Annotated in this window: 23 protein-coding genes; 7 read left to right on the top strand and 16 right to left on the bottom strand. The window is 48.6% G+C overall.

Annotated features, from left to right (window positions below; genetic code table 11):
• Positions 1 to 144: 144 nt before the first annotated feature.
• The 12 genes from KNQ05_RS01085 to KNQ05_RS01030 all read right to left on the bottom strand — a co-directional run bounded on the left by KNQ05_RS01085 (position 145) and on the right by KNQ05_RS01030 (position 12,951).
• Positions 145 to 1,308 carry a PDZ domain-containing protein gene (locus KNQ05_RS01085; RefSeq protein ID WP_088837757.1) on the bottom strand — a complete coding sequence of 388 codons (1,164 nt, stop codon included), beginning with the start codon at positions 1,306 to 1,308 and terminating at the stop codon, positions 145 to 147.
• Between the two features lie 19 nt (positions 1,309 to 1,327).
• Positions 1,328 to 2,746 carry a S41 family peptidase gene (locus KNQ05_RS01080; protein ID WP_088837758.1) on the bottom strand — a complete coding sequence of 473 codons (1,419 nt, stop codon included), beginning with the start codon at positions 2,744 to 2,746 and terminating at the stop codon, positions 1,328 to 1,330.
• A gap of 97 nt (positions 2,747 to 2,843) precedes the next feature.
• The gene (locus KNQ05_RS01075; protein ID WP_088837759.1) at positions 2,844 to 4,178 is read right to left on the bottom strand and encodes a murein hydrolase activator EnvC family protein; all 1,335 of its coding nucleotides are present in this window, start codon (positions 4,176 to 4,178) and stop codon (positions 2,844 to 2,846) included.
• A gap of 38 nt (positions 4,179 to 4,216) precedes the next feature.
• On the bottom strand, positions 4,217 to 5,116 hold the full coding sequence (gene ftsX, locus KNQ05_RS01070) for a permease-like cell division protein FtsX (protein WP_029331384.1): 900 nt from the start codon (positions 5,114 to 5,116) through the stop codon (positions 4,217 to 4,219).
• A complete protein-coding gene (ftsE, locus tag KNQ05_RS01065; RefSeq protein ID WP_088837760.1) occupies positions 5,106 to 5,792 on the bottom strand; it encodes a cell division ATP-binding protein FtsE in 687 nt (228 codons plus the stop codon). The genes ftsX and ftsE overlap by 11 nt, the downstream gene beginning before the upstream one ends.
• Positions 5,793 to 5,991: 199 nt before the next feature.
• On the bottom strand, positions 5,992 to 6,354 hold the full coding sequence (gene cccB / locus KNQ05_RS01060) for a cytochrome c551 (RefSeq protein ID WP_088837761.1): 363 nt from the start codon (positions 6,352 to 6,354) through the stop codon (positions 5,992 to 5,994).
• A 111-nt stretch (positions 6,355 to 6,465) separates the two neighbouring features.
• The gene (locus KNQ05_RS01055; protein WP_159173397.1) at positions 6,466 to 7,335 is read right to left on the bottom strand and encodes a YitT family protein; all 870 of its coding nucleotides are present in this window, start codon (positions 7,333 to 7,335) and stop codon (positions 6,466 to 6,468) included.
• Positions 7,336 to 7,438: 103 nt separating this feature from the next.
• A complete protein-coding gene (locus KNQ05_RS01050) occupies positions 7,439 to 7,942 on the bottom strand; it encodes a GNAT family N-acetyltransferase (RefSeq protein WP_088837763.1) in 504 nt (167 codons plus the stop codon).
• A 57-nt stretch (positions 7,943 to 7,999) separates the two neighbouring features.
• Positions 8,000 to 9,100, bottom strand: a complete 1,101-nt coding sequence (gene prfB, locus KNQ05_RS01045; protein WP_034800913.1) for a peptide chain release factor 2 — start codon at positions 9,098 to 9,100, stop codon at positions 8,000 to 8,002.
• A gap of 67 nt (positions 9,101 to 9,167) precedes the next feature.
• Positions 9,168 to 11,687 (bottom strand): preprotein translocase subunit SecA, encoded by a 2,520-nt coding sequence (secA, locus tag KNQ05_RS01040; protein WP_088837764.1) that lies wholly within the window; start codon positions 11,685 to 11,687, stop codon positions 9,168 to 9,170.
• 218 nt (positions 11,688 to 11,905) lie between these two features.
• On the bottom strand, positions 11,906 to 12,469 hold the full coding sequence (gene hpf, locus KNQ05_RS01035; protein WP_026827559.1) for a ribosome hibernation-promoting factor, HPF/YfiA family: 564 nt from the start codon (positions 12,467 to 12,469) through the stop codon (positions 11,906 to 11,908).
• A 281-nt stretch (positions 12,470 to 12,750) separates the two neighbouring features.
• The gene (locus tag KNQ05_RS01030; protein ID WP_214804299.1) at positions 12,751 to 12,951 is read right to left on the bottom strand and encodes a cold shock domain-containing protein; all 201 of its coding nucleotides are present in this window, start codon (positions 12,949 to 12,951) and stop codon (positions 12,751 to 12,753) included.
• A gap of 250 nt (positions 12,952 to 13,201) precedes the next feature.
• On the opposite strand from KNQ05_RS01030, the gene KNQ05_RS01025 reads away from it, so the two are divergent.
• The 7 genes from KNQ05_RS01025 (at position 13,202) to KNQ05_RS00995 (ending at position 18,380) form a co-directional block, all read left to right on the top strand.
• Positions 13,202 to 13,708, top strand: coding sequence for a competence protein ComK (locus KNQ05_RS01025; RefSeq protein ID WP_088837766.1), 507 nt, complete (start codon positions 13,202 to 13,204; stop codon positions 13,706 to 13,708).
• 93 nt (positions 13,709 to 13,801) lie between these two features.
• Positions 13,802 to 15,646 carry a hypothetical protein gene (locus tag KNQ05_RS01020; protein WP_214804298.1) on the top strand — a complete coding sequence of 615 codons (1,845 nt, stop codon included), beginning with the start codon at positions 13,802 to 13,804 and terminating at the stop codon, positions 15,644 to 15,646.
• Positions 15,647 to 15,655: 9 nt separating this feature from the next.
• Positions 15,656 to 15,943 carry an EscU/YscU/HrcU family type III secretion system export apparatus switch protein gene (locus tag KNQ05_RS01015; protein WP_088837768.1) on the top strand — a complete coding sequence of 96 codons (288 nt, stop codon included), beginning with the start codon at positions 15,656 to 15,658 and terminating at the stop codon, positions 15,941 to 15,943.
• Entirely contained in the window at positions 15,943 to 16,335 is a 393-nt protein-coding gene (locus tag KNQ05_RS01010; RefSeq protein WP_214804297.1) for a flagellar export chaperone FliS, read from the top strand. The genes KNQ05_RS01015 and KNQ05_RS01010 overlap by 1 nt, the downstream gene beginning before the upstream one ends.
• Positions 16,335 to 17,228 carry a flagellin N-terminal helical domain-containing protein gene (locus tag KNQ05_RS01005; protein ID WP_214766824.1) on the top strand — a complete coding sequence of 298 codons (894 nt, stop codon included), beginning with the start codon at positions 16,335 to 16,337 and terminating at the stop codon, positions 17,226 to 17,228. Before KNQ05_RS01010 ends, KNQ05_RS01005 begins: the two co-directional genes overlap by 1 nt.
• Positions 17,229 to 17,246: 18 nt before the next feature.
• Positions 17,247 to 17,687 carry a YaaR family protein gene (locus KNQ05_RS01000; RefSeq protein ID WP_214766822.1) on the top strand — a complete coding sequence of 147 codons (441 nt, stop codon included), beginning with the start codon at positions 17,247 to 17,249 and terminating at the stop codon, positions 17,685 to 17,687.
• Between the two features lie 24 nt (positions 17,688 to 17,711).
• Positions 17,712 to 18,380, top strand: coding sequence for a DUF2225 domain-containing protein (locus KNQ05_RS00995; RefSeq protein ID WP_088837771.1), 669 nt, complete (start codon positions 17,712 to 17,714; stop codon positions 18,378 to 18,380).
• A 44-nt stretch (positions 18,381 to 18,424) separates the two neighbouring features.
• Here KNQ05_RS00995 and KNQ05_RS00990 read toward each other — a convergent pair whose 3' ends face one another.
• The 4 genes from KNQ05_RS00990 to fliD are packed head-to-tail and all read right to left on the bottom strand — an operon-like array spanning position 18,425 to position 20,928.
• Positions 18,425 to 18,601, bottom strand: coding sequence for a hypothetical protein (locus tag KNQ05_RS00990; protein WP_204251403.1), 177 nt, complete (start codon positions 18,599 to 18,601; stop codon positions 18,425 to 18,427).
• A gap of 27 nt (positions 18,602 to 18,628) precedes the next feature.
• Positions 18,629 to 19,015 (bottom strand): hypothetical protein, encoded by a 387-nt coding sequence (locus KNQ05_RS00985; protein WP_251132182.1) that lies wholly within the window; start codon positions 19,013 to 19,015, stop codon positions 18,629 to 18,631.
• Positions 18,979 to 19,347, bottom strand: coding sequence for a flagellar export chaperone FliS (gene fliS, locus KNQ05_RS00980; protein ID WP_214801972.1), 369 nt, complete (start codon positions 19,345 to 19,347; stop codon positions 18,979 to 18,981). Before fliS ends, KNQ05_RS00985 begins: the two co-directional genes overlap by 37 nt.
• Before the next feature lie 15 nt (positions 19,348 to 19,362).
• Positions 19,363 to 20,928: a flagellar filament capping protein FliD gene (fliD, locus tag KNQ05_RS00975; RefSeq protein ID WP_214804296.1), complete on the bottom strand. Its 1,566-nt coding sequence runs from the start codon at positions 20,926 to 20,928 to the stop codon at positions 19,363 to 19,365.
• Between the last annotated feature and the right edge of the window lie 6 nt (positions 20,929 to 20,934).

Below are 20,934 nucleotides of genomic sequence, written 5' to 3'. Positions count from 1 at the left end.
CATTCGATTATGAAGTGCTCCTTCTAGGAAGTTACCCGTTTTTCCAAAAAAGAAAAAGTCCCGGTACGGATTATCTCTGAAAAAGATAAAGTTCACTCAAGAAACAACAACATCCCCTACCACTTACGTGATAGAGGATGTTCATTATTGAAGCGTTCGAATTTTCGTCCGGCGATTCCCCGGCTCACTGACGAACATGATGCCGAGTTCATGATGATCTTGTTCATAAAAAGCCCGTTGTGCAAACCGAACATCTCCATTATGATTCATCACTTCGAGACGTAAGTACGGTTTATGCTTTTGAATCGCTTCATAGAAGCTCGTCTCGGAATCAACAAAATCACCGTTGACCTTATAGATGGCTTCTCCGGGTACGAGCCCCATTTCTGATGCCGGTAATCCAGGGAACGTCCCCAGGATGACGACACCCCGTTTTCCATTGAGGAAAATCGGCGTCGCTGAACGGTTCAAACGTTTGACCCGTTGGTGCAAGATGATGTGCAAGACGAGCAGGAGCGGTAGACCGAATAACCATTCTTCCCGGTTCGTCACGTACGCACCCAGTGTCAACAAGACCGCGAGTAACAATGTGATGACGCGACCCCGAATCAATGGACGCATCAACTCAGCCGGCAATTTTCCTGTGAACAGAAAACTGAAGCCGAGCGGGAAAAAGAGCACGAGCGGGACGTACTCCGGAAAAGCGAACCGCGGAAACCATTCCTCGAGACTACTGCCTGGAACAATGACGAGCAACGGAATCAACCACAGTTTGTTCGCGGACAACCCACCGATGAAACGCCCCCGCTTCGATAAGACGAGTGATGGGGACAACTGCTTTTGACCGCGCCACGCGACAAGTGCCAATTCTGCCAGCAACGTCAAGCTCGCAAGCAACAGCAACGTCGTCGCGTCGACCTCTTTAATCCCGTCCATCCGTTCATCCGTCACGAACCACCCGATAAGTGCCAAAACGCTGAGCGGCCAAAGCGGCAAGTTAAACCGGACGACGCCAATCACCAATGTCACGGCGGCGAGCGCCGTAAAGGCGACAATGAAGACCGGGCTGACGGTCACCTGTAAACTCAAACTGATTGCAGATAAGACAATCCCGACGAGCAGACCGGGCAGTAATGTCTCAAAAATGTCGGTCCGTTGATCGCGTGATTTCGAGCGGAACAAGTTCCGTTCTCGCCTGACGCGACGAATACCGATTACAACACTGACTAGAATGGCTAACCACAGGATTGGACTAGCGATAAGACTAATCACTGTCCAACCGATTCCATCGAATAATTCCACGCCCATTCAGACCTCTTTCCGTGATTTATTCAGCGGCAACTTCAAGTGCCTTGATGCGTTGTACATCATTTTTCGAGTCTTCTAACTTTTTCAAGAGACGTGTCTCCATCTCGGAAGCCGTCACCGGGTCAATCTTACCCGTGACTTCGAGCTTGGCATCTTTTTGAAGTTGTTCGACTGCTTGTTTCATCGTGTCGCCATAATACCCATCCTGCCCTTTCGGATCGTAACCGATCGCTTCGAGCACGAGATGTGCATTTTCGACAGTTTTTCCATAGTCCCCGACATTGAGCGCTTTGTCATCCGTCAATATTTTCGTGACATTGAAATACGCGGGTTGTTTGACTTCAACGGTCGGTTTAACTCCTTTTTTGTGAATCCAGTTCCCGTCTGGCGTCAACCATTTGTTCGTTGTCAGCTTCAGGTCACTGCCATCTTTTAAGTCATACGCACTTTGGACGATTCCTTTACCGAATGACTTTGTACCGACGACTTCTGCACCGGCGCCTTCTTTCAGACCGGCGGCTAAAATTTCTGACGCTGACGCGGAACCGCTATCTTCCAACACGACGATGTTATAAGGTTTCTTCGCGTCCGCCTTCCCGAATTCCTGCGTCCGGTCGCCTTTATTGTCTTCGACCTGGAAAATCGGTGTATCTTTCGGAATGAATGGCGCAATCATTTTCGAAACTGCCGTCAACAGTCCGCCCGGGTTTCCCCGGACGTCAATGACGAGTCCATCGATATTCTTCGCTTCGAGAGCAGCGAGTTGCTTTTCGAACTCTTCTGCAGTCGGGTCAGAGAACTGAGTCACTTGGAGTACACCAATCGTTTTCCCGTTCACTTGTTCTGTTTCCGAATAAACGGTCTCAATCGGAATCGTATCGCGTTCAATCGTGATTTTCATCGGGTCTTGTCCCCCGCGTTGAATCGTCAAGACGACTTCCGTCCCTTTTTCACCACGAATCTTTTTGACAGCTTGATCCGTCTTTTGACCTTTCGTCGACTTGCCATCGATTTCTATAATGACGTCACCCGGCTTGATTCCTGCTTTTTCAGCGGGTGCCCCTTTAATCGGAGCGACGATGACAATTGCCTCACCCTTTTGCTCCAGTGTCGCGCCAATTCCTTCAAACGATGAAGACAGATTCGTGTTGAACGACGCCGTTTCCGATTCATCCATGTAGACCGAGTAGGGATCGTCAAGCACTTCCGTCATCCCACTGAGTGCTCCTTCAAGCAATTCTTGATCCGTGACATCTTCTAGGTAATACTGTGAAATCATCTGGCGGACTTGATCAACCTTTTTCCAGTCCCCCGATTCGCCCGATGAACTGGTCGTCACCGTGTCGGTACCACCTGTTGCTAACATACCGACTGCGCCTGCCCCTAGGCCAAGTCCGAATGTACTGACTGCTATGACTGCCGTTGTAGATTTTTTCACGCTTGATTCCTCGTTTCCGGTGTAAACCTGCTATTTTTTTCAGTATAGCAAAAAAAGATAGGTTACCCTATCTTTTCGCTAAAGAGCTATAGGTCAATCAAAAGATGTACGGGGCTGGATCGACCGCGTTCGGTTGTCCGACCGCCCACTCCCCTTGATGAATCTCAAAGTGAAGATGAGGACCAGTCGACCAGCCTGTCGAACCTAACTTTCCGATGACCGTCCCCGGCATGACCGTTTGCCCTGCCTCCACGGCGACGGAATCAAGATGTCCGTAAACCGTCGTCCAGACTTTCCCGTCGATCAGATGGGTGATCATCACGACATTCCCGTATCCTGTCGCACTTCCGGCGCGCAGGACGATACCACCTGCCGCCGCCTGAATCGGTGTTCCTTTAGCATTGACGAGATCGATGCCCGTATGAATCTCCGACTTGCCGGTCAACGGATTGTTCCGTGGACCGAACGGGCTGGACACGTAACCGGAGACAGGTAATTGAAATGGCTTTGCATGATCCGTCGCAGATGGTACCGGCTGCGTTTTCGTCGTTGGCGATGCCGTCCGGTCCGCTGCCTGCGTGTCGTCCGCTTCCTCTTGCTCACGTTTCGCTGCCTCGATACGGGCGAGACGTTCTGCTTCCGCCTTTATCTTTGCTTGTTCAGCGGCACGTGCTGCTTCTTCGAGTTCCGTCAGTTGCGTGCTAATCAATTGTTGCTGATCTGCTAAGATTTGGGCTTCTTCCGCCTTCGTGAACTGCTCCTGCTTCAATTGTTTGACCTGATCGTTCAATTGGACGACCAGTTTTCGTTTCAACTCAGATTCCGCGATAATCCGCGTCTGCAGAATCAACAGTTTCCGTTGGTCTTTTTTTAGCTGACCGAGGATGAGTTCTTGACTTGCGCGTTGCTCCGTCAATTCCGTGACATTTGCTTTATAGGCATTCAAAACACCATCATCTTGTTTAATGATTTCACTGACAGTACTAAAACGCGAGATTAAATCGCCAAAATCTTTTGAGTCGAGCAACACTTCGATGTATTTGATGTCGCCATCCCGCTGAACGGCACGAAGCCGGTTCCCAAGTAAATCTTCCTGCGCCCGTAACTCGGACAATGTTTGTTTAATCGCTTCTTCAATCGCTTGCAACTCTTCTTTTGATGCAGAAACAGCCGCTTGTTGATCTGCAATTTCACTCGCTAAATCATCCAAACGGCTGTTGACTTCATCCAAACGCTCCTCTGCGAGGCGGCGTTCTTTTTTCGTCAAGATTAACTTCTCAGATGTCTGATTCTGTGATCGTTCCGTCTCTTGCAGACGGGACTCGATCTCCTGTTGTTCCTTCAACAATTCTTCTTTAGACACGGCGTGAACGGATACACTTGAACCAACCAGGGCCAAGCTGAGCACAGCTGAACAGAATCGAACCTTCATGAGAAGCATCTCTCCTCTATATTTTGTTTTTGCGTAACTTATACTTTTAAGAAACGTCCGAGTGACGTCGTTGATCCCCATACTCCGATGAAGGCACCGAGCGCAAGTAAAATCAATGCGACTTGAACGGATAGTTCACCTGGTGGAATCAAGTTAAAGATTGATGCATTTAAAGATACGAGTTGTGGTTGAAGGGCATTGTATGTCACTTCATAACCAAAATAAACGACAGCGATTGGAATCAATGCTCCGAGTACACCCATCAAGAGTCCCTCGACGAAGAACGGTGCACGGATGAAGCCGTTTTTCGCTCCAACGAGACGCATGATTTCGATTTCCCGACGACGCGAGAAAATCGTTACTTTGATCGTATTCGAGATGAGGAACATCGCCATGAAGGTCAGACCGACAATTAAGATGATTCCACCGACGCGTACCCCTTCAAGGAAGTTGAACATCTTCTCGACGTAATCTTCGCCATACTCGACACTATCTATATTTTCCATTTTTTTGACTGTATTTGCAATAGTTTCTGTCTCATTTGGTGAAGTTGCTTTGACGATGTAGCGATCGTGAAGCGGGTTATCCTTCTCGACCGACTGGTACGCCTGCGATCCTTCTCCTAACTGTTCTTTAAAACGATTCAGTTCATCTTCTTTTGAACTGTACCGGACAGACGCGACACCCGGCATCTGTTCTAATTTTGAACCAACGGCGTCGATTTTTGCTTGATCGGCCTCGCGTTCGACGAACACTTGAATTTCGACGTCTTTTTCGACGTTGTCTGAAATCTTGTTGACGTTGAACATGACCATCGCAAAAATTCCGACGAGTAATAATGTCACGGTTACGGCACTGACAGAGGCGAATGTCATCCAGCCGTTTCGGACAAGACCTTTCGACCCTTCCCGTAAATGACGGAATCCATTAAACTTCATAGCCGTACATTCCTTTCTCTTCGTCACGGACGATTTTTCCACCGTCAATCGCCAGTACACGATGACGCATTTTGTTAACGATGTCTCGATTGTGTGTCGCCATTACGACCGTTGTCCCACGGCGATAAATCTCTTCGAAGACCTCCATGATTTCCCATGCCGTATCCGGGTCAAGGTTTCCTGTCGGCTCATCAGCGATGACGAGTGACGGACGGTTGACGATGGCTCGGGCAATCGAAATCCGTTGTTGTTCCCCACCCGATAACTCATCCGGATAGTTCCGCGCTTTATGTTTGAGTTTGACGAGATCGAGGACTTCGTTTACTTTTTTACGGATTTGCGCTTTGTCGTCTCCGACAACTTCGAGTGCGAATGCGACATTTTCATAAACCGTCAATGACGGGAGGAGTTTAAAGTCTTGGAAGATGACGCCGATTTGGCGACGGAGTTCTGGAATTTGACGGTTTTTTAATTTACCGACTTCGATTCCTTTAAACAAAAATGAACCGCTCGTCGGTTTCTCTTCGCGGTACATCATCTTCATGAATGTTGATTTGCCGGCTCCAGAAGGACCAACGATATAGACGAACTCACCTTGATTGATCGTCAAATTGACCTCACGAAGTGCAGTGACTCCGTTCGGGTATATTTTACTAACTTGTTGCATCTTGATCACTTACTTCACATCCTTATTTGATTACTGGGGTGATCAGCTAGGTCTTAAAACCTACCGATTCCCATTATAACAGGCATGAAAAAAAACCACATTACAATCAAATGTCAATTCCGGCTGTTTTTCATAAAAAAAGGGATAAGAAATGACGAACACGTGTCGTGTCTGTCATCTCTTATCCCATACTATCACATAGTTATGCTTATTTCTTTTCTGCTAACCAATCAGCAACAGCAACGATTTCTTCGTCTTCTTTCAGGATTCCGGCAGGCATTTGCCCTTTACCGTTCTTGATGATGTCCTGAATCTCTTCAGACGAATACTTTGAACCGACTTTTGTTAAGTTTGGTCCAACATTTCCTTCTAAATTGTTCCCGTGACATGAGGCACAGTTATTCGCGAAGATTTTTTCCGCATCAACTGCTGATTCTGTTTTTGAAGAATCATCATTCATCGACGTGTCTTCTTTCGTTGTATCCGAAGAACTGGAATCATCACTGCCGCAAGCGCCGAGTACGAGTGTCGCGCCAAGTCCTGCCGCGAGTAAAAGATTTTTTAATTTCATCCGTATACCCCCCCTTAAAAAATACCAATCAACGTTCTTACCTATTAGAGTATAACCGTTCTTGATGTTTTCTAAGCGTGATTTCACAAAAACTTCACGTTTTCGATGTGTTTACGGAACATTGCGATACCGTTTGTCATCCGTGAACCCAAGCCCGAGTACTTCATGGGCCTCACTGACGACAAGGAACGCTTCCGGATCAATGTGTTTGACGATTTCTTTCAACGTCGTGATTTCACCTTGACGGACGACGACCATCAGCATCGGCTTCCGCTTCCGTGTATAGGCACCCGCTGCCTCGATTTCCGTTGCGCCGCGATCAAGTGTCTGGAAGATCTCTTTAACAAGGGCTTCCCGTTGATCAGAAATGATGTAGGCCAGCTTATCGTTCGTGATTCCGAGCTGGACGATATCAATCATCTTAATCGTGATGAACAAGGCGACGAGCGCATACAGACCAATTTCGAGCGAGAAGATAATCGCGGCACTGATGACGATTGTCCCATCAAGCAAGGCGATGCACAAATGAATCGGTAACTTCGTAAACCGGTGTAGAATCTGGGCGATTAAATCCATCCCGCCGGTCGACGCCCGACCTTTAAAAATCAGACCGAGTCCGATTCCGACGCCGGCCCCGCCAAAAATCGCAGCGAGCATCGGATTCATCGTCGCTGCCGGGACCTCGAACCGTTCATAAATCAAGATGACGACGGGCAAAAAAATCGATCCGACGAGTGACTTGACGCCGAACCCCATCCCGAGAATCATCCAGCCGATCGCGAGTAATAGGACGTTCGCAACGAGCTGGAACAGTCCGGGTGAAATCCCGAATAAATCATTCAAGACAATCGATAGCCCACTGACCCCTCCTGAGGCGAGTTGATTCGGTGCGAGAAACAGACTGAACGCACTGGCGACGAATAATGAACCTAATAATAAATAAACATAGTCGCGAACGACTTCCTGACGCGTTGATGTCATGGCGTTGCATTTCCCCTTACCTTAAAATCTAGAACCCGTTTTTTATTTTAGCGCAAAAAGGGAAGTGACGACTAGCCCGTCCGACCAACTCGCAGTGGTTCTCTTATACCGCACTAAAGGGTTTCGGATAACGGACCGTCCCTTTGACGCCCGTTAAGCCATTTCGGACGAGCGGCATGACGAGAAATACTTCAGCCGGGACCGGGAATGGTGCTTCAATCCCGTAATCGATCGCCCGTTCGAATCCGAACTGCGGATAATAACTGTCGTGACCGAGCACGACGATATGGTGTTCCCCCGCTTCCCGAGCGTCCTCAATGACTTGGCGGATCAACTCTGACCCGATGCCTTTGCGTTGCCAGACCGGCATGACCCCGACCGGTGCCAGGGCGAGCGACGGGACGTCCTCGATGTAAATCCGGCTCAGTAAGACGTGCCCGACGATTTCTCCCCGGTCAGCGACGGCGACCCGGCTGAAACGTGGTGCCGCCTCGTCATCTTCCCGCAAAGCGTCGACTAAATCCGCTTCAGCTGCCTGTTCGAACGCCGCTTCATGCACGCGGCGAATCGCGGCTGCATCCTTAAATTTTTCCTGACGAATGATCATCTCATGTCCTCCCTTTTGAAAAAAACCGCCGACTTGACCGTCGACGGTAGGTGCTTCTTACATATTGAGTAAACGAAGGTAGGCATCGATGAAGCCCATGATGTCTCCATCCATTGCCCCTTGCGTATTCCCGACTTCATAGTTCGTCCGGTGATCCTTGACCATGCTGTATGGATGGAAGACGTATGAACGAATTTGGCTACCCCACGCGATATCCGATTTTTCGCCACGGATTTCATCGAGTTTCTTTTGTTTCTCCTCGATTTCACGTTGGTAGAGTTTCGCTTTCAACATCTTCATCGCCGCTTCACGGTTCTTGATTTGCGAACGCTCTTGTTGACACGAGACGACGACGCCCGTCGGCACGTGCGTGATCCGGACGGCTGAGTCGGTCGTATTGATGTGCTGTCCACCGGCACCTGACGCCCGGTACGTATCGACACGAAGATCTTCCGTCCGAATGTCGATATCGATGTCATCGTTGAACTCCGGCATGACGTCACATGAAACGAACGACGTATGACGGCGGCCTGACGAATCAAACGGTGAAATCCGGACGAGACGGTGGATTCCTTTTTCCGCCTTCAAGTATCCATAGGCATTGTGCCCTTGAATACGGAGCGTGACCGATTTAACACCGGCTTCGTCACCTGGTTGGTAGTCCATCGTCTCGACTTTCCAGCCCTGTTTGTCGCAAAAACGTTGATACATCCGGAGTAACATCGAAGCCCAGTCTTGCGACTCGGTCCCACCCGCACCCGGGTGCAGCTCAAGGATTGCGTTGTTCGCGTCATATTCGCCGTTCAACAAGATTTGTAATTCAAACTCGTCGAACTTCTGTTTGATGTCTCCGAGTTCCGACTCGAGTTCTTCTTGTAACTCGACGTCCGGCTCTTCTTTAATCAATTCATACGTCAGGACGATGTTTTCGTGTCCATCGGCGAGGTGTTGGTACTTATCGACCATCGCCTTCAAACCGTTCGACTCGTCGATGACTTTTTGCGCTTCTTCTTGATTGTTCCAGAAGTCCGGGAACGTCATCTCGTTTTCGAGCTCTTCAATCCGGGAAATCTTCGTTTCTAAATCAAGCGATGCCTTATATTCTCCGAGTTTCTTCTCCATCCACTCGGCGGTGTTGCGTATTTCTGCTAATTCCATTGTGTTCCACCTTCTCTTTCCGTCAAAAGAGGCAGGAATCTCCCGCCTCTTTCAGTCGATTCATCACTTATGCCTGACGGCCGTGACAGTTCTTGTATTTTTTACCGGATCCGCACCAACATGGGTCGTTGCGTCCGATTTGGTCGTTCGGATTTTTGCGGACAGGCGCTTTTTTGACGACCTTGTCCTCTTTGCCTGAGACGGCGACTTCATCCTTGACGACTTTTTCGCGTTTCAAGTTCGGGTCAAGATCAGCACGAAGGACGAATTGTGTCACTTCTTCCGCGATTGCCGCGTTCATCGTATCGAACATCATTGAACCTTCCGACTGGTATTCCCGCAGCGGATCGTTTTGACCGTAAGCACGAAGGTGAATCCCTTCACGCAACTGATCCATCTGATCGATGTGGTTCATCCAGTGTTGGTCGACGGCACGTAAGACGATGACTTTTTCAAACTCGTCAAACGCTTCAGCCGGTACTTCCGACCGTTTGTGTTCGTAGTGTGCGAACGTCCGCTCTTTGAGCAGTTCGATGATTTCTTCGCGTTCTTTGCCGAACAACTCTTGTTCCGTCACTTTTTCTTCGACGGCAAGCGTCTGGTTCGACCAATCCGCGAGTGCACCGATGCTCCACTCTTCCGGTACGAACTCGATTGGCGTGTACTGATGCACACCTGATTCAATCGTTTGTTCCATCATTGGACGAACGATGTCTGAGACAGACTGGGCGTCAAGGATCGCTGCCCGGTCCGCGTACATGACTTTCCGTTGATCAGCCATGACGTTATCGTAACCGAGGACTTGTTTCCGTGCGTCGAAGTTATTTCCTTCGACCCGTTTTTGAGCGGACTCGACGGCACGTGAGACCATCCGGCTTTCAATCGGTTGCGAGTCGTCCATTCCGAGACGATCCATCATCGATTGCAGGGAATCGGATCCGAAACGGCGCATCAATTCATCTTCGAGTGACAAGTAGAATTGTGAAGCCCCCGGGTCACCTTGACGACCGGCCCGGCCACGTAACTGGTTATCGATCCGGCGTGATTCGTGACGCTCTGTCCCGAGAATGTAGAGACCGCCTTTTTCGATGACACCTGCACCGAGCTTGATGTCGGTACCGCGTCCGGCCATGTTCGTCGCGATCGTGACCGAGTTCGCTTGTCCCGCGTTCTCGATGATTTCTGCTTCCCGTGCATGGTTTTTCGCGTTCAAGACTTCGTGGCGGATGCCGCGCTTCTTGAGAATCCCGCTGAGGAGCTCAGACGTTTCGACGGCGACCGTACCGACGAGGACCGGTTGTCCTTCGCGGTTGGCACGTTCGATTTCGTCTGCAACAGCAGCGAATTTCCCGTTCATCGTCTTGAAAATCAAATCAGGCTGATCGTTACGGATGACGGGCTTATTCGTCGGAACGGGAACGACATGCATGTTGTAGATGTTCCGGAACTCTTCTTCCTCCGTCTTCGCCGTACCGGTCATACCGGCAAGCTTCGTATACATCCGGAAGAAGTTTTGGTACGTGATCGTTGCAAGTGTCATCGATTCACGTTGAATCTCGACGCCTTCCTTCGCTTCAATCGCTTGGTGCAGTCCTTCTGAGTAACGACGTCCTTCCATGACACGACCCGTGAATTGGTCGATGATCATGACCTCATCTTCCCGAATCATATAATCGACGTCGCGGTGCATGACGGAGTTCGCACGGAGCGCGAGACTCAAGTGATGGTTGAGGGCGACGTGCTCGAGACCAAACAGGTTGTCGATGCCAAAGTATTTTTCAGCGCGGTCGATTCCTTGCTCCGTCAAGAGCACACTTTTCGTTTTGATGTCGACCGTATAGTCTTCATCTGCCTTCATCATCTTCGCGAACGTATCTGCTTGTGAGTAGAGGGCCGTCGATTTCTCAGCAGAACCTGAAATGATCAACGGTGTCCGTGCTTCATCGACGAGGATCGAGTCGACTTCATCGACGACAGCATAAGAAAGCGGACGTTGAACACGGTCTTCTTTATACAGGACCATGTTGTCACGCAAGTAGTCGAAACCGAACTCATTGTTCGTTCCGTACGTGATATCACAGCTATAGGCTGCTTGTTTTTCTTGACGCGACATGCTTGACAGGTTTAAACCGACCGATAGACCGAGCGCCGCATAGAGCGGCTCCATGATGTCACGGTCACGTTTCGCCAAGTATTCGTTGACGGTGATGACGTGGACGCCATTGCCGGCGAGTGCGTTCAAATAGACAGGAAGCGTCGCGACAAGCGTTTTCCCTTCCCCAGTCTTCATTTCAGCAATATCACCGTTGTGAAGGACATATCCCCCAATTAATTGGACACGATAATGGCGCATGCCTAAGACACGCGTCGATACTTCACGACAGACGGCGAATGCTTCCGGTAAGATATCATCTAAATCTTCTCCGCCCGCAAGACGCGTCCGGAACTCCACCACTTTACCTTCTAATTCTTGATCTGATAAAGCACCCATTTGTTCCTCGAATGCTTCGACGGCGTCTGCCACTTTTTCTGCTTTTTTCAGGACACGTTTCGTCGGTGCGAATAACTCTTTTAGAAAATTAGCCATGCCATACAGTCCCCTTACTTCGAACGATTCTTTATATGAACAGAATTCCGAGATTTTTCCTTTATTCAGTGTACCGAATACAGCGTCAAATTTCAACAAGCGGACGACGTGACGTCTCGTCCTGTTCGATCTATGTAGCATACGCATCGACTTAAGATATAGTTTTCTAACATATCAAAAAGGGACCCACTCCTAAGAGCGAGTCCCTTGTACATTCATTATTCTGGTTCAATCAAGCCGTAACGACCATCTTTTCGACGGTAAACGACGTTCGTGTTACCCGTTTCAGCGTCTGAGAAGACGAAGAACGTGTGACCGAGCATGTCCATTTGAAGAATCGCTTCTTCCGTATCCATCGGCTTGAGTGTGAAACGTTTTGTTCGAACGAGTTCGAGTTCCGCTTCATCCTCTTCGTAGACAGGTGCTTCTGCCTCCGGTCCTTCGAGCGTTTTGAAGTATTCGCCAATGCCGCCTTCTTTGGCGCGTCCTCTCCGGTTGATTTTCGTTTTATGTTTCCGGATTTGACGTTCGAGCTTATCGACGACGAGGTCGATTGCTGCGTACATGTCGCCATTTACATCCTCTGCACGAAGCAAAAGGTTTGGCATTGGAATCGTCACTTCAACTTTTTGTTTCTCATTATTGACTTTGAGATTGACATAAGCCGTCTGCGCTTCCGTAGGAGTTGTAAAATAACGAGTTAACTTTTCAAGCTTTTTCTCGACGTAATCCTTGAGAGCATCTGTGACGTCCAAGTTTTCACCGCGAATGTTGTAGATCATGTAAACTCCTCCTTAAGTAACCGGTTGAACCTATGAATTCGCTAAACTTCAGTCGTTTCCTTCTGAAGATTCAAAATTCTTTTGGTTCGTATTTATTATACCACGATAAATGATACAAGGAAATGAAAACGATGACATTATGTTGAACATCCTCCTCAATCTTTAGCGTACTATAATAGTTTTGTGTGGTGATATTAGCGTATATACCCTTACGAAACTAAATCGAAACAAAAAAACCGCCTTTAGACAATGCCTAAAGACGGTGGCGGCTGCTATTCGGATTAAATTTTTGTAACGTTCGCAGCTTGTGGGCCACGATCGCCGTCAACGACTTCAAACTCAACTTCTTCGCCTTCTTCAAGTGACTTATAGCCGTCTGCTTGAATTGCTGAGAAGTGGACGAAAATGTCTTTTGCGTCCGATGTCTCGATGAAGCCGTAACCCTTTTCAGCATTAAACCATTTTACTTTACCTTGTTCCATTCGAATTCACGTTCCCTTCGCAAACCAGAGTTCGAGAGCAAGCTCTCTACCGCTTAGTCTATCAAAAGAAGGAATTATTGACAATTGAAAATTCTGATTAATGCGAATTCATTGATGATTTTAAATAAATAGCGCGATCTATTGCTGTTCTTTTCAAAAAATTACATTGTCATTACAGGTGTAGTATTGTATTATATCGTTAGTAATTACCTATTTTATCCATTGTCCTAATTGAGGAGGATGTAGTCGAATGCGACCATTCCATAATGACGAAAAATACCGAATCACGAAACGGACCGTCGCGATCCTGCCGTGCTATGACATGATGAAACAATCCATCATCGTCCTAGAAGACGGCTCAACGATCATGACCCCGCTTCGTCCGTATCAACTCCTGCAACTATCTTGCAGGCAGTACAACAGTTCCATCGAGGAACGGATCGTCACGGCAAAACGTGTCGCTTCCGTCAAAGGAAAAGTTCCAGTCGTCATCGAACCGACGCTCGGTCTTGTCTTTTTCCCTACCAAATCACCAAAACGTGATGATTGCGAGTGGTACGCCTGGAGCCACATGTCCGACGTCATCGAGGAAGACGGACAAACGAAACTCCAAACTCGTAATGGCATGATCCTTCCTGTAAACGCCTCTCCTTACATTGTCCGTAACCAAATGAAAGCAACTGGCGAGCTGATGGCTCGTTACCAACAATTGAACGCGATGACACTAGAGGAACGCTTTAATTCAATTAAACATTAAAAAAAACGGGTTGGGCGATAATTTCGCTCAATCCTTTTTTATTTATGCCGATATATAATAAGATGAAGAAATTATGAAACAGGAGGTGCCTCGATGAACATCCAGTTGCAACCAAATAGTCCGGCCGTTCCGTCGCCACCGACGACGTTGTCCGACAAAAAGACGTATAGCGGGACCGTCCTTGAAAAAACGGGTCCGCATACAGCGCTCGTCCAAGTCGGACGCGACCAAATCGAGATGACGTTTACAGGTGACGTCCCAACAGGAGACTTCCAGTTTAAGGTAAAGGGAGCGACAGCAGAAGGCTATTTGATTGAACAATTGACGGATACCCCGGACATAGCGCCGACAGGCTCCGTCAAGACCGATGCAACTGGCATCGATCCGACCTTACTCGACGAATTGCCACAAGAGTTAAAGCAAGCTGTCGCCCGACTGCTTGCGACAGGACAATTGCCGCAAACGAAGGAAACCGTCGCCCGGCTCGTCGCCGCTCTTCAGGGAACGTACAAAGATCTCGTCGTCGCTCTCGTCTCACGCCCTTCCGACAGTGCCTTGCCGACGGACGTCGATGCGTTGATCAGCAGCCTGCTGACTGAAACGGATTCACTCGTCGACCTGTTACCGGAACGTCAGGCCGTCGTCGATAAACCGACACTCGGCACTGCCATCGCGCTCGACGTTGCTCGAACGACCTTGCCGACACAAGCAGACATCGAGCAAGCGAATGCACCAAGGCTTCGGCAAATCGCAAATCACCTGCCCCTGAACGAGCAAGCCGCGATTGTCGAAACGATCGAACGCGGTGCGTTGACGCAGGCACGGGAGCAACTGCGTCCGCACTTCCCCGTCACGCTCAAAGCGCCGGAACCGACGAAGCTCGAGCAGTTAACGGCATTGACCGCTGCGCGCCAGACGACGGAACCCGTCCGGTCGGCGTTGACGGTCGTCCGCGAAGTCACGCCACGGCTGGCCGAGATGACGAACGACTTCCGGAGTAATCAGCGAACGATCGTCTCGCAACTCAAACAGATTGAACCGCTCGTTGAAGGGCGTCCGGCACAGATGGCACAAGTCATCGAGAGTACGGCGAACCGGCTTCGCCAAACGTTCCAACAGACGGATGCGATGCTCCATACATCGATGCGGGACGAAAAACAATTGATTCAGTGGCTCTCGAAACTGGAGCGCGGTGCCGATCTTGCCGCGACTGGTCGCGGAACGGAAGCAAAAGCACTTCTCCAGGAAGTCCGGATCGGATTCGAAGCGTTCCGCTTCACACCGGCGAACGTCCGGACGACGTACTTACCGGAGCTCAATCAACCGGCTCGTCCTGTCAGCGGACAAACACAGACCTCACAAGCACCGAGCCGCCCGCTGCCATATGAACCAAGCCAAAACAGCCCGCGCGTCTTACAGGAGACGGTCCAAAAAACACTCCAACTGCAGACGGCCGAGTTGAAGCTCGCGACACCAGCCGCGAACCCGGAAGCAGCGAAACTGCAAACGTTTTTGACGACACAACAACAAGTCAATAAACCGGATGCCAGTCAACAGCTCCAACAATTGTTGCTCGCCCTTCCTATTCAACTTGTCGAAGGGACAGCAGGCTTACACGTCCATCTGCAAAACAAACGCCCGGACGAAGTGATTGACTGGGAAAACAACACACTCTATGTCCAGCTTGAAACCCCGCGGCTCGGTGACATCGGCGTCCGCGTCGAAACGGTCAACCGGAAGATGCAGATTACGATTGAAAATGATGTGCCGATTCTCGAGCGACTGGCAACCCCGTTCCTCGAGCGGACGACCGAGGCGTTAGAAGCGACCGGCTTCCAAGATGTCCGGATTCGCTTCAGTCCATTTACAAAAGAACAGGCGACGCCAGAACCTGTCAAACCGGCAGAGACACCAGCTGGCTACGATTACCGGATTTAAGGAGGAGCCATGTATCAAAAAATTGATTTAAAACATCGAAAATCAGCTGCCGTTCTACGGTATGATGAACATTCAGGCAACGCTCCCGTCGTCGTCGCCCGGGCGACCGGGCAAGCCGCCGACCGGATTTTACAGGAAGCGCGCGCCAGTGGTGTCGCGATCGAACAGGATACATCGTTGCTCGGTCACTTACTCGACCTCGATCTTGGAACGGCGATTCCGCCACAACTCTACGACGTGATGGCCGAATTATTGTTATTGATTGAAGAACTCGATCATGCGAAAGGACGGGACTGATGACAGAACAGGAACTGTTTCAAATGACACCGCAACAATTGACGGAAACGATGCTCCAGGGACTCGTCCTGCAATACGACCGGTCGTTGCTCGCCCTCGACGACAACCGGTTCGATGAAATCAACGAACGGTTGCAAAAAGCGTATCAACTCTTAACGAAACTACAAGCAGGGCTCCATGACGACGGTGGCATCATCACCGGTCAACTCGACGCCCTTTACCAGTATTTAGCAGACCAGACGTTACAGGCCTACCGGACGCCACTCGTGTTAGACGAACTGCTTCAACTCGCAGAAGAACTGCTCGTCACGTGGCAAGCCGCCAGTCTGAAAAAAGAACGACCGCTCGTCCGGGCGGCACACCATGAACGGTATGAAGGGATGGATTATTAATGCGGATCACCAATAACGTACAGGCACTGAAAGCGTACCGGAATTTAAGTGCTAACCAACTGAACGTCAAGACGACGATGGATAAACTGTCGAGCGGACAAAAAATCAACCGCAGCGCCGATGACGCGGCCGGTCTCGCCATCTCGGAGAAGATGCGGAACCGTCTCAAAGCGCTTGATAAAGCGGAGCAAAACGTCCTCGACGGAATCTCGATGGTTCAGACACTTGAAGGCGGCATGAGCGAAACACATAACTTATTACAACGGATGCGCGAGCTCGCCGTCCAGGCCGGCAACGGAACACTGGCGACAGAGGACCGGACAGCCATCCAGGAAGAAATCAACCAATTGACAAATGAAGTCTCACGAATCGCGCAAACGACGCAGTTCAACGGGAAAGACTTATTGACGGGTAACTTCAGCACGGAAGACAATGCGATCTTCATCCAGACAAACATAGGCGCGAACGAAGGGATTTCCTTAACGATTGACGATATGCGGGCGCAAAGCATCGGCATCAGCACGACTACCCAGCTGAACACCGATGTCCGCAAACTCGATGTCCCAAGCGTCGACGGCACACCCGAATACGCCCTCAGCGTGATGACGGAACAGGACGCGAATGATGCCATCAGCCGTTATACGCAAGCAATCGACACGGTTTCAGCGCAACGGTCGAAACTCGGTGCCATCCAAAACCGCTTCGAAGCGATGACATCCGTCCTCAGCGTCAGTAAAGAAAACTTGACGGCATCGGAGTCGCGGATTCGTGATGCTGATATGGCGCGTGAAATGATGGAATATGCAAAATACAATATTTTGAATCAATCCGGAATGGCAATGATTGCCCAAGCGAACGCTTTACCGCAAGGCGTCTTACAACTACTCAACTAATCAAGGAGGACGACAGCTATGGATATCCGGCGCATCCAAGAAACGAGCCGCCTGCAGACACCGAAGACCGGACCACGCGAGGTCGAGGCGTCGACGACGTTTTCTGCGTTGATGCAAGATAAACGCGAGCATAAAGGCTACGAACGGCTTCAACAAAAGTTGACACTCGTCGAAGAACACGGACAATTGCTCGCCGAGAGCCAGACGATCGAGAACCTCGAGAGCTACAAAGAGAAAATCAAGGACTTCCTAAAAGATGCCCTTGATCAATCGCAGCAACTCGAGGAAAAACGCGGCTTCAACCGGCGCGGACGGACGAAAATCTACAAAGTCGTCGAACAGGTCGACACGAAGCTGCTCGAGCTGACAAACACCGTCATCTCCGGTGAGTCACGCCGTCTCGACATTCTCGACCAAGTCGGAGAAATCAAAGGGATGCTCGTCAACGTCTTTGTCTAAATCGATCCCGAGGAGTTTTATCTAATGCCTGCTATCTACTCAAAAAAATGTAAATGCCCGTACTGCTTGAAGGAAACAGAAACGAAGCGCGTCTTAAGTCGACAGATCCGTGTCGTGCAGACCGACTTCGACGGTTTCATTCACTATGACGGACCAAACGTCTATTATTACGAACCGGTTCAATGCACCCATTGCCGTTTCATCTTCCATGAAGCGTTCGAGAAGCTCCGTCCGGACGTCCGGGAACGACTGACGACGGACATTCTTCCCGCTTTACCGGTGTTAGCGTTCGCTACGACTGAGCGGACAGCGGAGCAGGCAATCCAGCTTTATAAGCTTTGTCTTTATAGTGCTCAAGTGACACTCCAAAAAGAGAGTATCCTCGCGATGCTCGGCGTCCGAATCGCCTGGTTAAATCGTTTGCTTGCAAACAAAGAGCAGGAAGTGCTCTGGATGGAGCGGTCGGTCGAGAAGTACGAAGCGCTTTATCTCAATTATACCGATGCTGTCCGGACCGGGATTCCGCATGATGTTTTATTATTACGAATTGCCGATCTCTATGCGAGTCTCGAGCGGACAGATGACGCGAAGCAATGGTATAGCCTTATCTTTCAGAGTCAAAAAATATCTGACCGAATCAAAAAAGAGGCACGGGAACACTGGGAACTGTATCGGGAACGGCACCAAATCTAAATATCATAACAAAAAAGGACATCCATACAGGATGCCCTTTTTTGTTACGACTCGCGTCGATATTTTTCTTCTTCATAGACGTCAGGCCCGTCCGAAATCGGGCGTTCCGCCTCTTCCCAAGATTCGGACTCGACGTCCGGTTCGATGAATTGATCGTACGAACCATCTGATCGGTAAAACGGTTTCGGCACGGTACGTTTTTTCTCTTCACGTTTAGTCACGCAAGATCCCTCCCTGGAATAAGAAAGTTACTGACGAGAATCAAAATATGGTGAAAAACTACCTTCGACTTCTTCGTACGGGTCGATATACGATTTCCGGCTGACTTTCGTCTGTCGGAGTTGATTGATTTGTACCCCTAATTTAGCGGTTTCTTCAGATAATTTCAAGTCCAGTTTCCGACTTTCGGCGACAAGCTCTTGAATAACCGCTTGATTGGCCCCGGCAAGCAAGTTCGAATGAGCGGCAATGAACGCTTCCCGTTCATTCAGCAAGTTTTGAATCTTGACGACCCATTCGTCATAAACTTCTTCCTCCGGTGTCTGCTCAAGTAGTTCCATCAAATGTTTCGTCTTCAGGCGCAGCGGATCGAGTGGACTCATCGTTGACGGGCGAGCTTTATCGCTTCTTTCCATGTTTCACGAAATTCTTCCGCGAACCCAATCACTTCGTCAATCGCCGTCACATCATTTTTGATGTTCGCATCAATCAAGCGTCCCTGCATGTAATCATATAAATTATTTAAATCCGTTGATAGAGCAATCGATTTATTGAGCGTCAGTTGGAGCTCCATGATGATGGCCTGCGCTTTTTGAATATACGTGTTTTTATCTTGAATATTTCCTTGTTCGATATTGCGTTTCGCCATCATTGCAAACTTAATCAGTCCTTCATACAACATCAACGTCAAGTCTTGCGGCAATGCTGTCGTCACCGAGTTCGTTTGGTACGTCGCATATGGATTCATCGTCAGAAACCCTCCTTATTGTCCTAAGTATGAAGCGAGTGTTGCCGATTGACTGTTCGCTTGATTCATTGCCTGTTCCATCGCCGCGAAGCGGCGGTAATAGGCATTTTCTTTAGCTGTTAATTTGTCTTCCCATGAAAGGATACTCTTATCGACGTCAGCAAGTGATTGGCCGAGACGATACGTCGTCGCGACTGCACCATCTAGACCTGCAACCTGTGATACTTTACTCCGCATAGTAGTTGCAAATACTTGAATTTGACGAACAAATCCATCTAATCCATTAGAATTTTGTGTAAGACTTCCATCTGGATTCGTAACCGGTCCTGGTGCATCCGTCGTAAACAACTTGTAAACTCCATCCGGTTGTTCTTCGAGCATTCTCTTCAACTTCGTTTCATTAATTTGCAATTTACCACCATCACGGAAATCGCCTGTAGTTGTAATTCCAATTTGTGACATATAGTTCAAGGCAATCGTATCCGTTCCTGATTGATATGTATAACCGGTGTCAATTTTTGAAGAAATCGCACTGCGAAACTGGTTCATCCCGCTTTGTAAATAACTATCATTACGTAAGATACCACTACTTGCTTTTTCTTCCCATTTTTTAATTTCATCGTCACTTAATTCTGTTCGTTGAGCATCAGTTAACGGCTGATAATCTCTATACTTTTCTTCATTCACTTTACTATTCATTTTATCAATCATATCGTTGTATTTATCAACGAATTTTTTAATAGAATCAAAATTTGTTTGCACATCAAGTTTTGTATTCAATGTTGTTGGTGTTGTCGATATCTTGTTTAAAGTGATTGTTAATCCATTTTGTGTAAACGTGTTTGTTCGTTGTTCTAATTCTTGACCACCAATTGTATACTTGGCATTTTGACCCTCTTGCCCTAAAGTAGCGGTTTGAGAATTTACTTTCTCTATTCCAGCATTAACATCTACAATCGAAATGTCTGATCCGTTCGGATTAAGTTTTCCTGTATTCGTTTTCGTTAAAACTAGTTTCCCTGTAATTTCATTATAGACTGCATTCATGCCAAGACTTGATTTACCATTAATCGCTGCAGTTAAATCAGAGATTTTCTGTGTAGCATCGAGTGAAATCGTTTCATTAATAGCCGTTCCATCAGAAGAAAACGTATTGATTTGAACATTAATTTTACCGTTAACGTCTGCTTCAAATAAACCACTATCTGTAAGTGTGGTGCTACTTGGTCGACCTGCCGTTGTTGTCATACTCACAGAAGAAGCTGAAGCTAGCTGACCAATACTGTCAATCGTTACACTTCCGGTACTTGCTATAGAACTTGCAGAAACACTTACTATTGATAAATCAGAGCTGGTCACAGTTTTTGCTGTATAGTTTTTAGATAAAATCATATCACTTGCTGCTGTTCGCAGGTCAAGCAATGCTCGGTTAATTTCTCGATATGCATCACGTTGCCACGTCAATGTTTGTTTCTTTTGGGCTAAACGATCGACTGGCGCACGTTCCACCTGCATTAATTGTTTAATCATCGTTTCCGTATCAATCCCACTTGCGAGACCACTTAATCGAAGTACTGCCATCCAATC

Source organism: Exiguobacterium sp. s125 (assembly GCF_018618605.1).
Taxonomy (GTDB): Bacteria; Bacillota; Bacilli; order Exiguobacteriales; family Exiguobacteriaceae; genus Exiguobacterium_A; species Exiguobacterium_A oxidotolerans.
This window is presented reverse-complemented; position numbering and strand designations above follow the sequence as displayed.

Excerpts from the sequence above, each read along its gene's own strand:
- KNQ05_RS01085 (WP_088837757.1), bottom strand. The coding sequence starts at position 1,308 with ATGGGCGTGGAATTATTCGATGGAATCGGTTGGACAGTGATTAGTCTT.
- KNQ05_RS01075 (WP_088837759.1), bottom strand. The coding sequence starts at position 4,178 with ATGAAGGTTCGATTCTGTTCAGCTGTGCTCAGCTTGGCCCTGGTTGGT.
- ftsX (WP_029331384.1), bottom strand. The coding sequence starts at position 5,116 with ATGAAGTTTAATGGATTCCGTCATTTACGGGAAGGGTCGAAAGGTCTT.
- cccB (WP_088837761.1), bottom strand. The coding sequence starts at position 6,354 with ATGAAATTAAAAAATCTTTTACTCGCGGCAGGACTTGGCGCGACACTC.
- KNQ05_RS01055 (WP_159173397.1), bottom strand. The coding sequence starts at position 7,335 with ATGACATCAACGCGTCAGGAAGTCGTTCGCGACTATGTTTATTTATTA.
- KNQ05_RS01050 (WP_088837763.1), bottom strand. The coding sequence starts at position 7,942 with ATGATCATTCGTCAGGAAAAATTTAAGGATGCAGCCGCGATTCGCCGC.
- prfB (WP_034800913.1), bottom strand. The coding sequence starts at position 9,100 with ATGGAATTAGCAGAAATACGCAACACCGCCGAGTGGATGGAGAAGAAA.
- secA (WP_088837764.1), bottom strand. The coding sequence starts at position 11,687 with ATGGCTAATTTTCTAAAAGAGTTATTCGCACCGACGAAACGTGTCCTG.
- hpf (WP_026827559.1), bottom strand. The coding sequence starts at position 12,469 with ATGATCTACAACATTCGCGGTGAAAACTTGGACGTCACAGATGCTCTC.
- KNQ05_RS01030 (WP_214804299.1), bottom strand. The coding sequence starts at position 12,951 with ATGGAACAAGGTAAAGTAAAATGGTTTAATGCTGAAAAGGGTTACGGC.
- KNQ05_RS01025 (WP_088837766.1), top strand. The coding sequence starts at position 13,202 with ATGCGACCATTCCATAATGACGAAAAATACCGAATCACGAAACGGACC.
- KNQ05_RS01020 (WP_214804298.1), top strand. The coding sequence starts at position 13,802 with ATGAACATCCAGTTGCAACCAAATAGTCCGGCCGTTCCGTCGCCACCG.
- KNQ05_RS01015 (WP_088837768.1), top strand. The coding sequence starts at position 15,656 with ATGTATCAAAAAATTGATTTAAAACATCGAAAATCAGCTGCCGTTCTA.
- KNQ05_RS01010 (WP_214804297.1), top strand. The coding sequence starts at position 15,943 with ATGACAGAACAGGAACTGTTTCAAATGACACCGCAACAATTGACGGAA.
- KNQ05_RS01005 (WP_214766824.1), top strand. The coding sequence starts at position 16,335 with ATGCGGATCACCAATAACGTACAGGCACTGAAAGCGTACCGGAATTTA.
- KNQ05_RS01000 (WP_214766822.1), top strand. The coding sequence starts at position 17,247 with ATGGATATCCGGCGCATCCAAGAAACGAGCCGCCTGCAGACACCGAAG.
- KNQ05_RS00995 (WP_088837771.1), top strand. The coding sequence starts at position 17,712 with ATGCCTGCTATCTACTCAAAAAAATGTAAATGCCCGTACTGCTTGAAG.
- KNQ05_RS00985 (WP_251132182.1), bottom strand. The coding sequence starts at position 19,015 with ATGGAAAGAAGCGATAAAGCTCGCCCGTCAACGATGAGTCCACTCGAT.
- fliS (WP_214801972.1), bottom strand. The coding sequence starts at position 19,347 with ATGAATCCATATGCGACGTACCAAACGAACTCGGTGACGACAGCATTG.
- fliD (WP_214804296.1), bottom strand. The coding sequence starts at position 20,928 with ATGGCAGTACTTCGATTAAGTGGTCTCGCAAGTGGGATTGATACGGAA.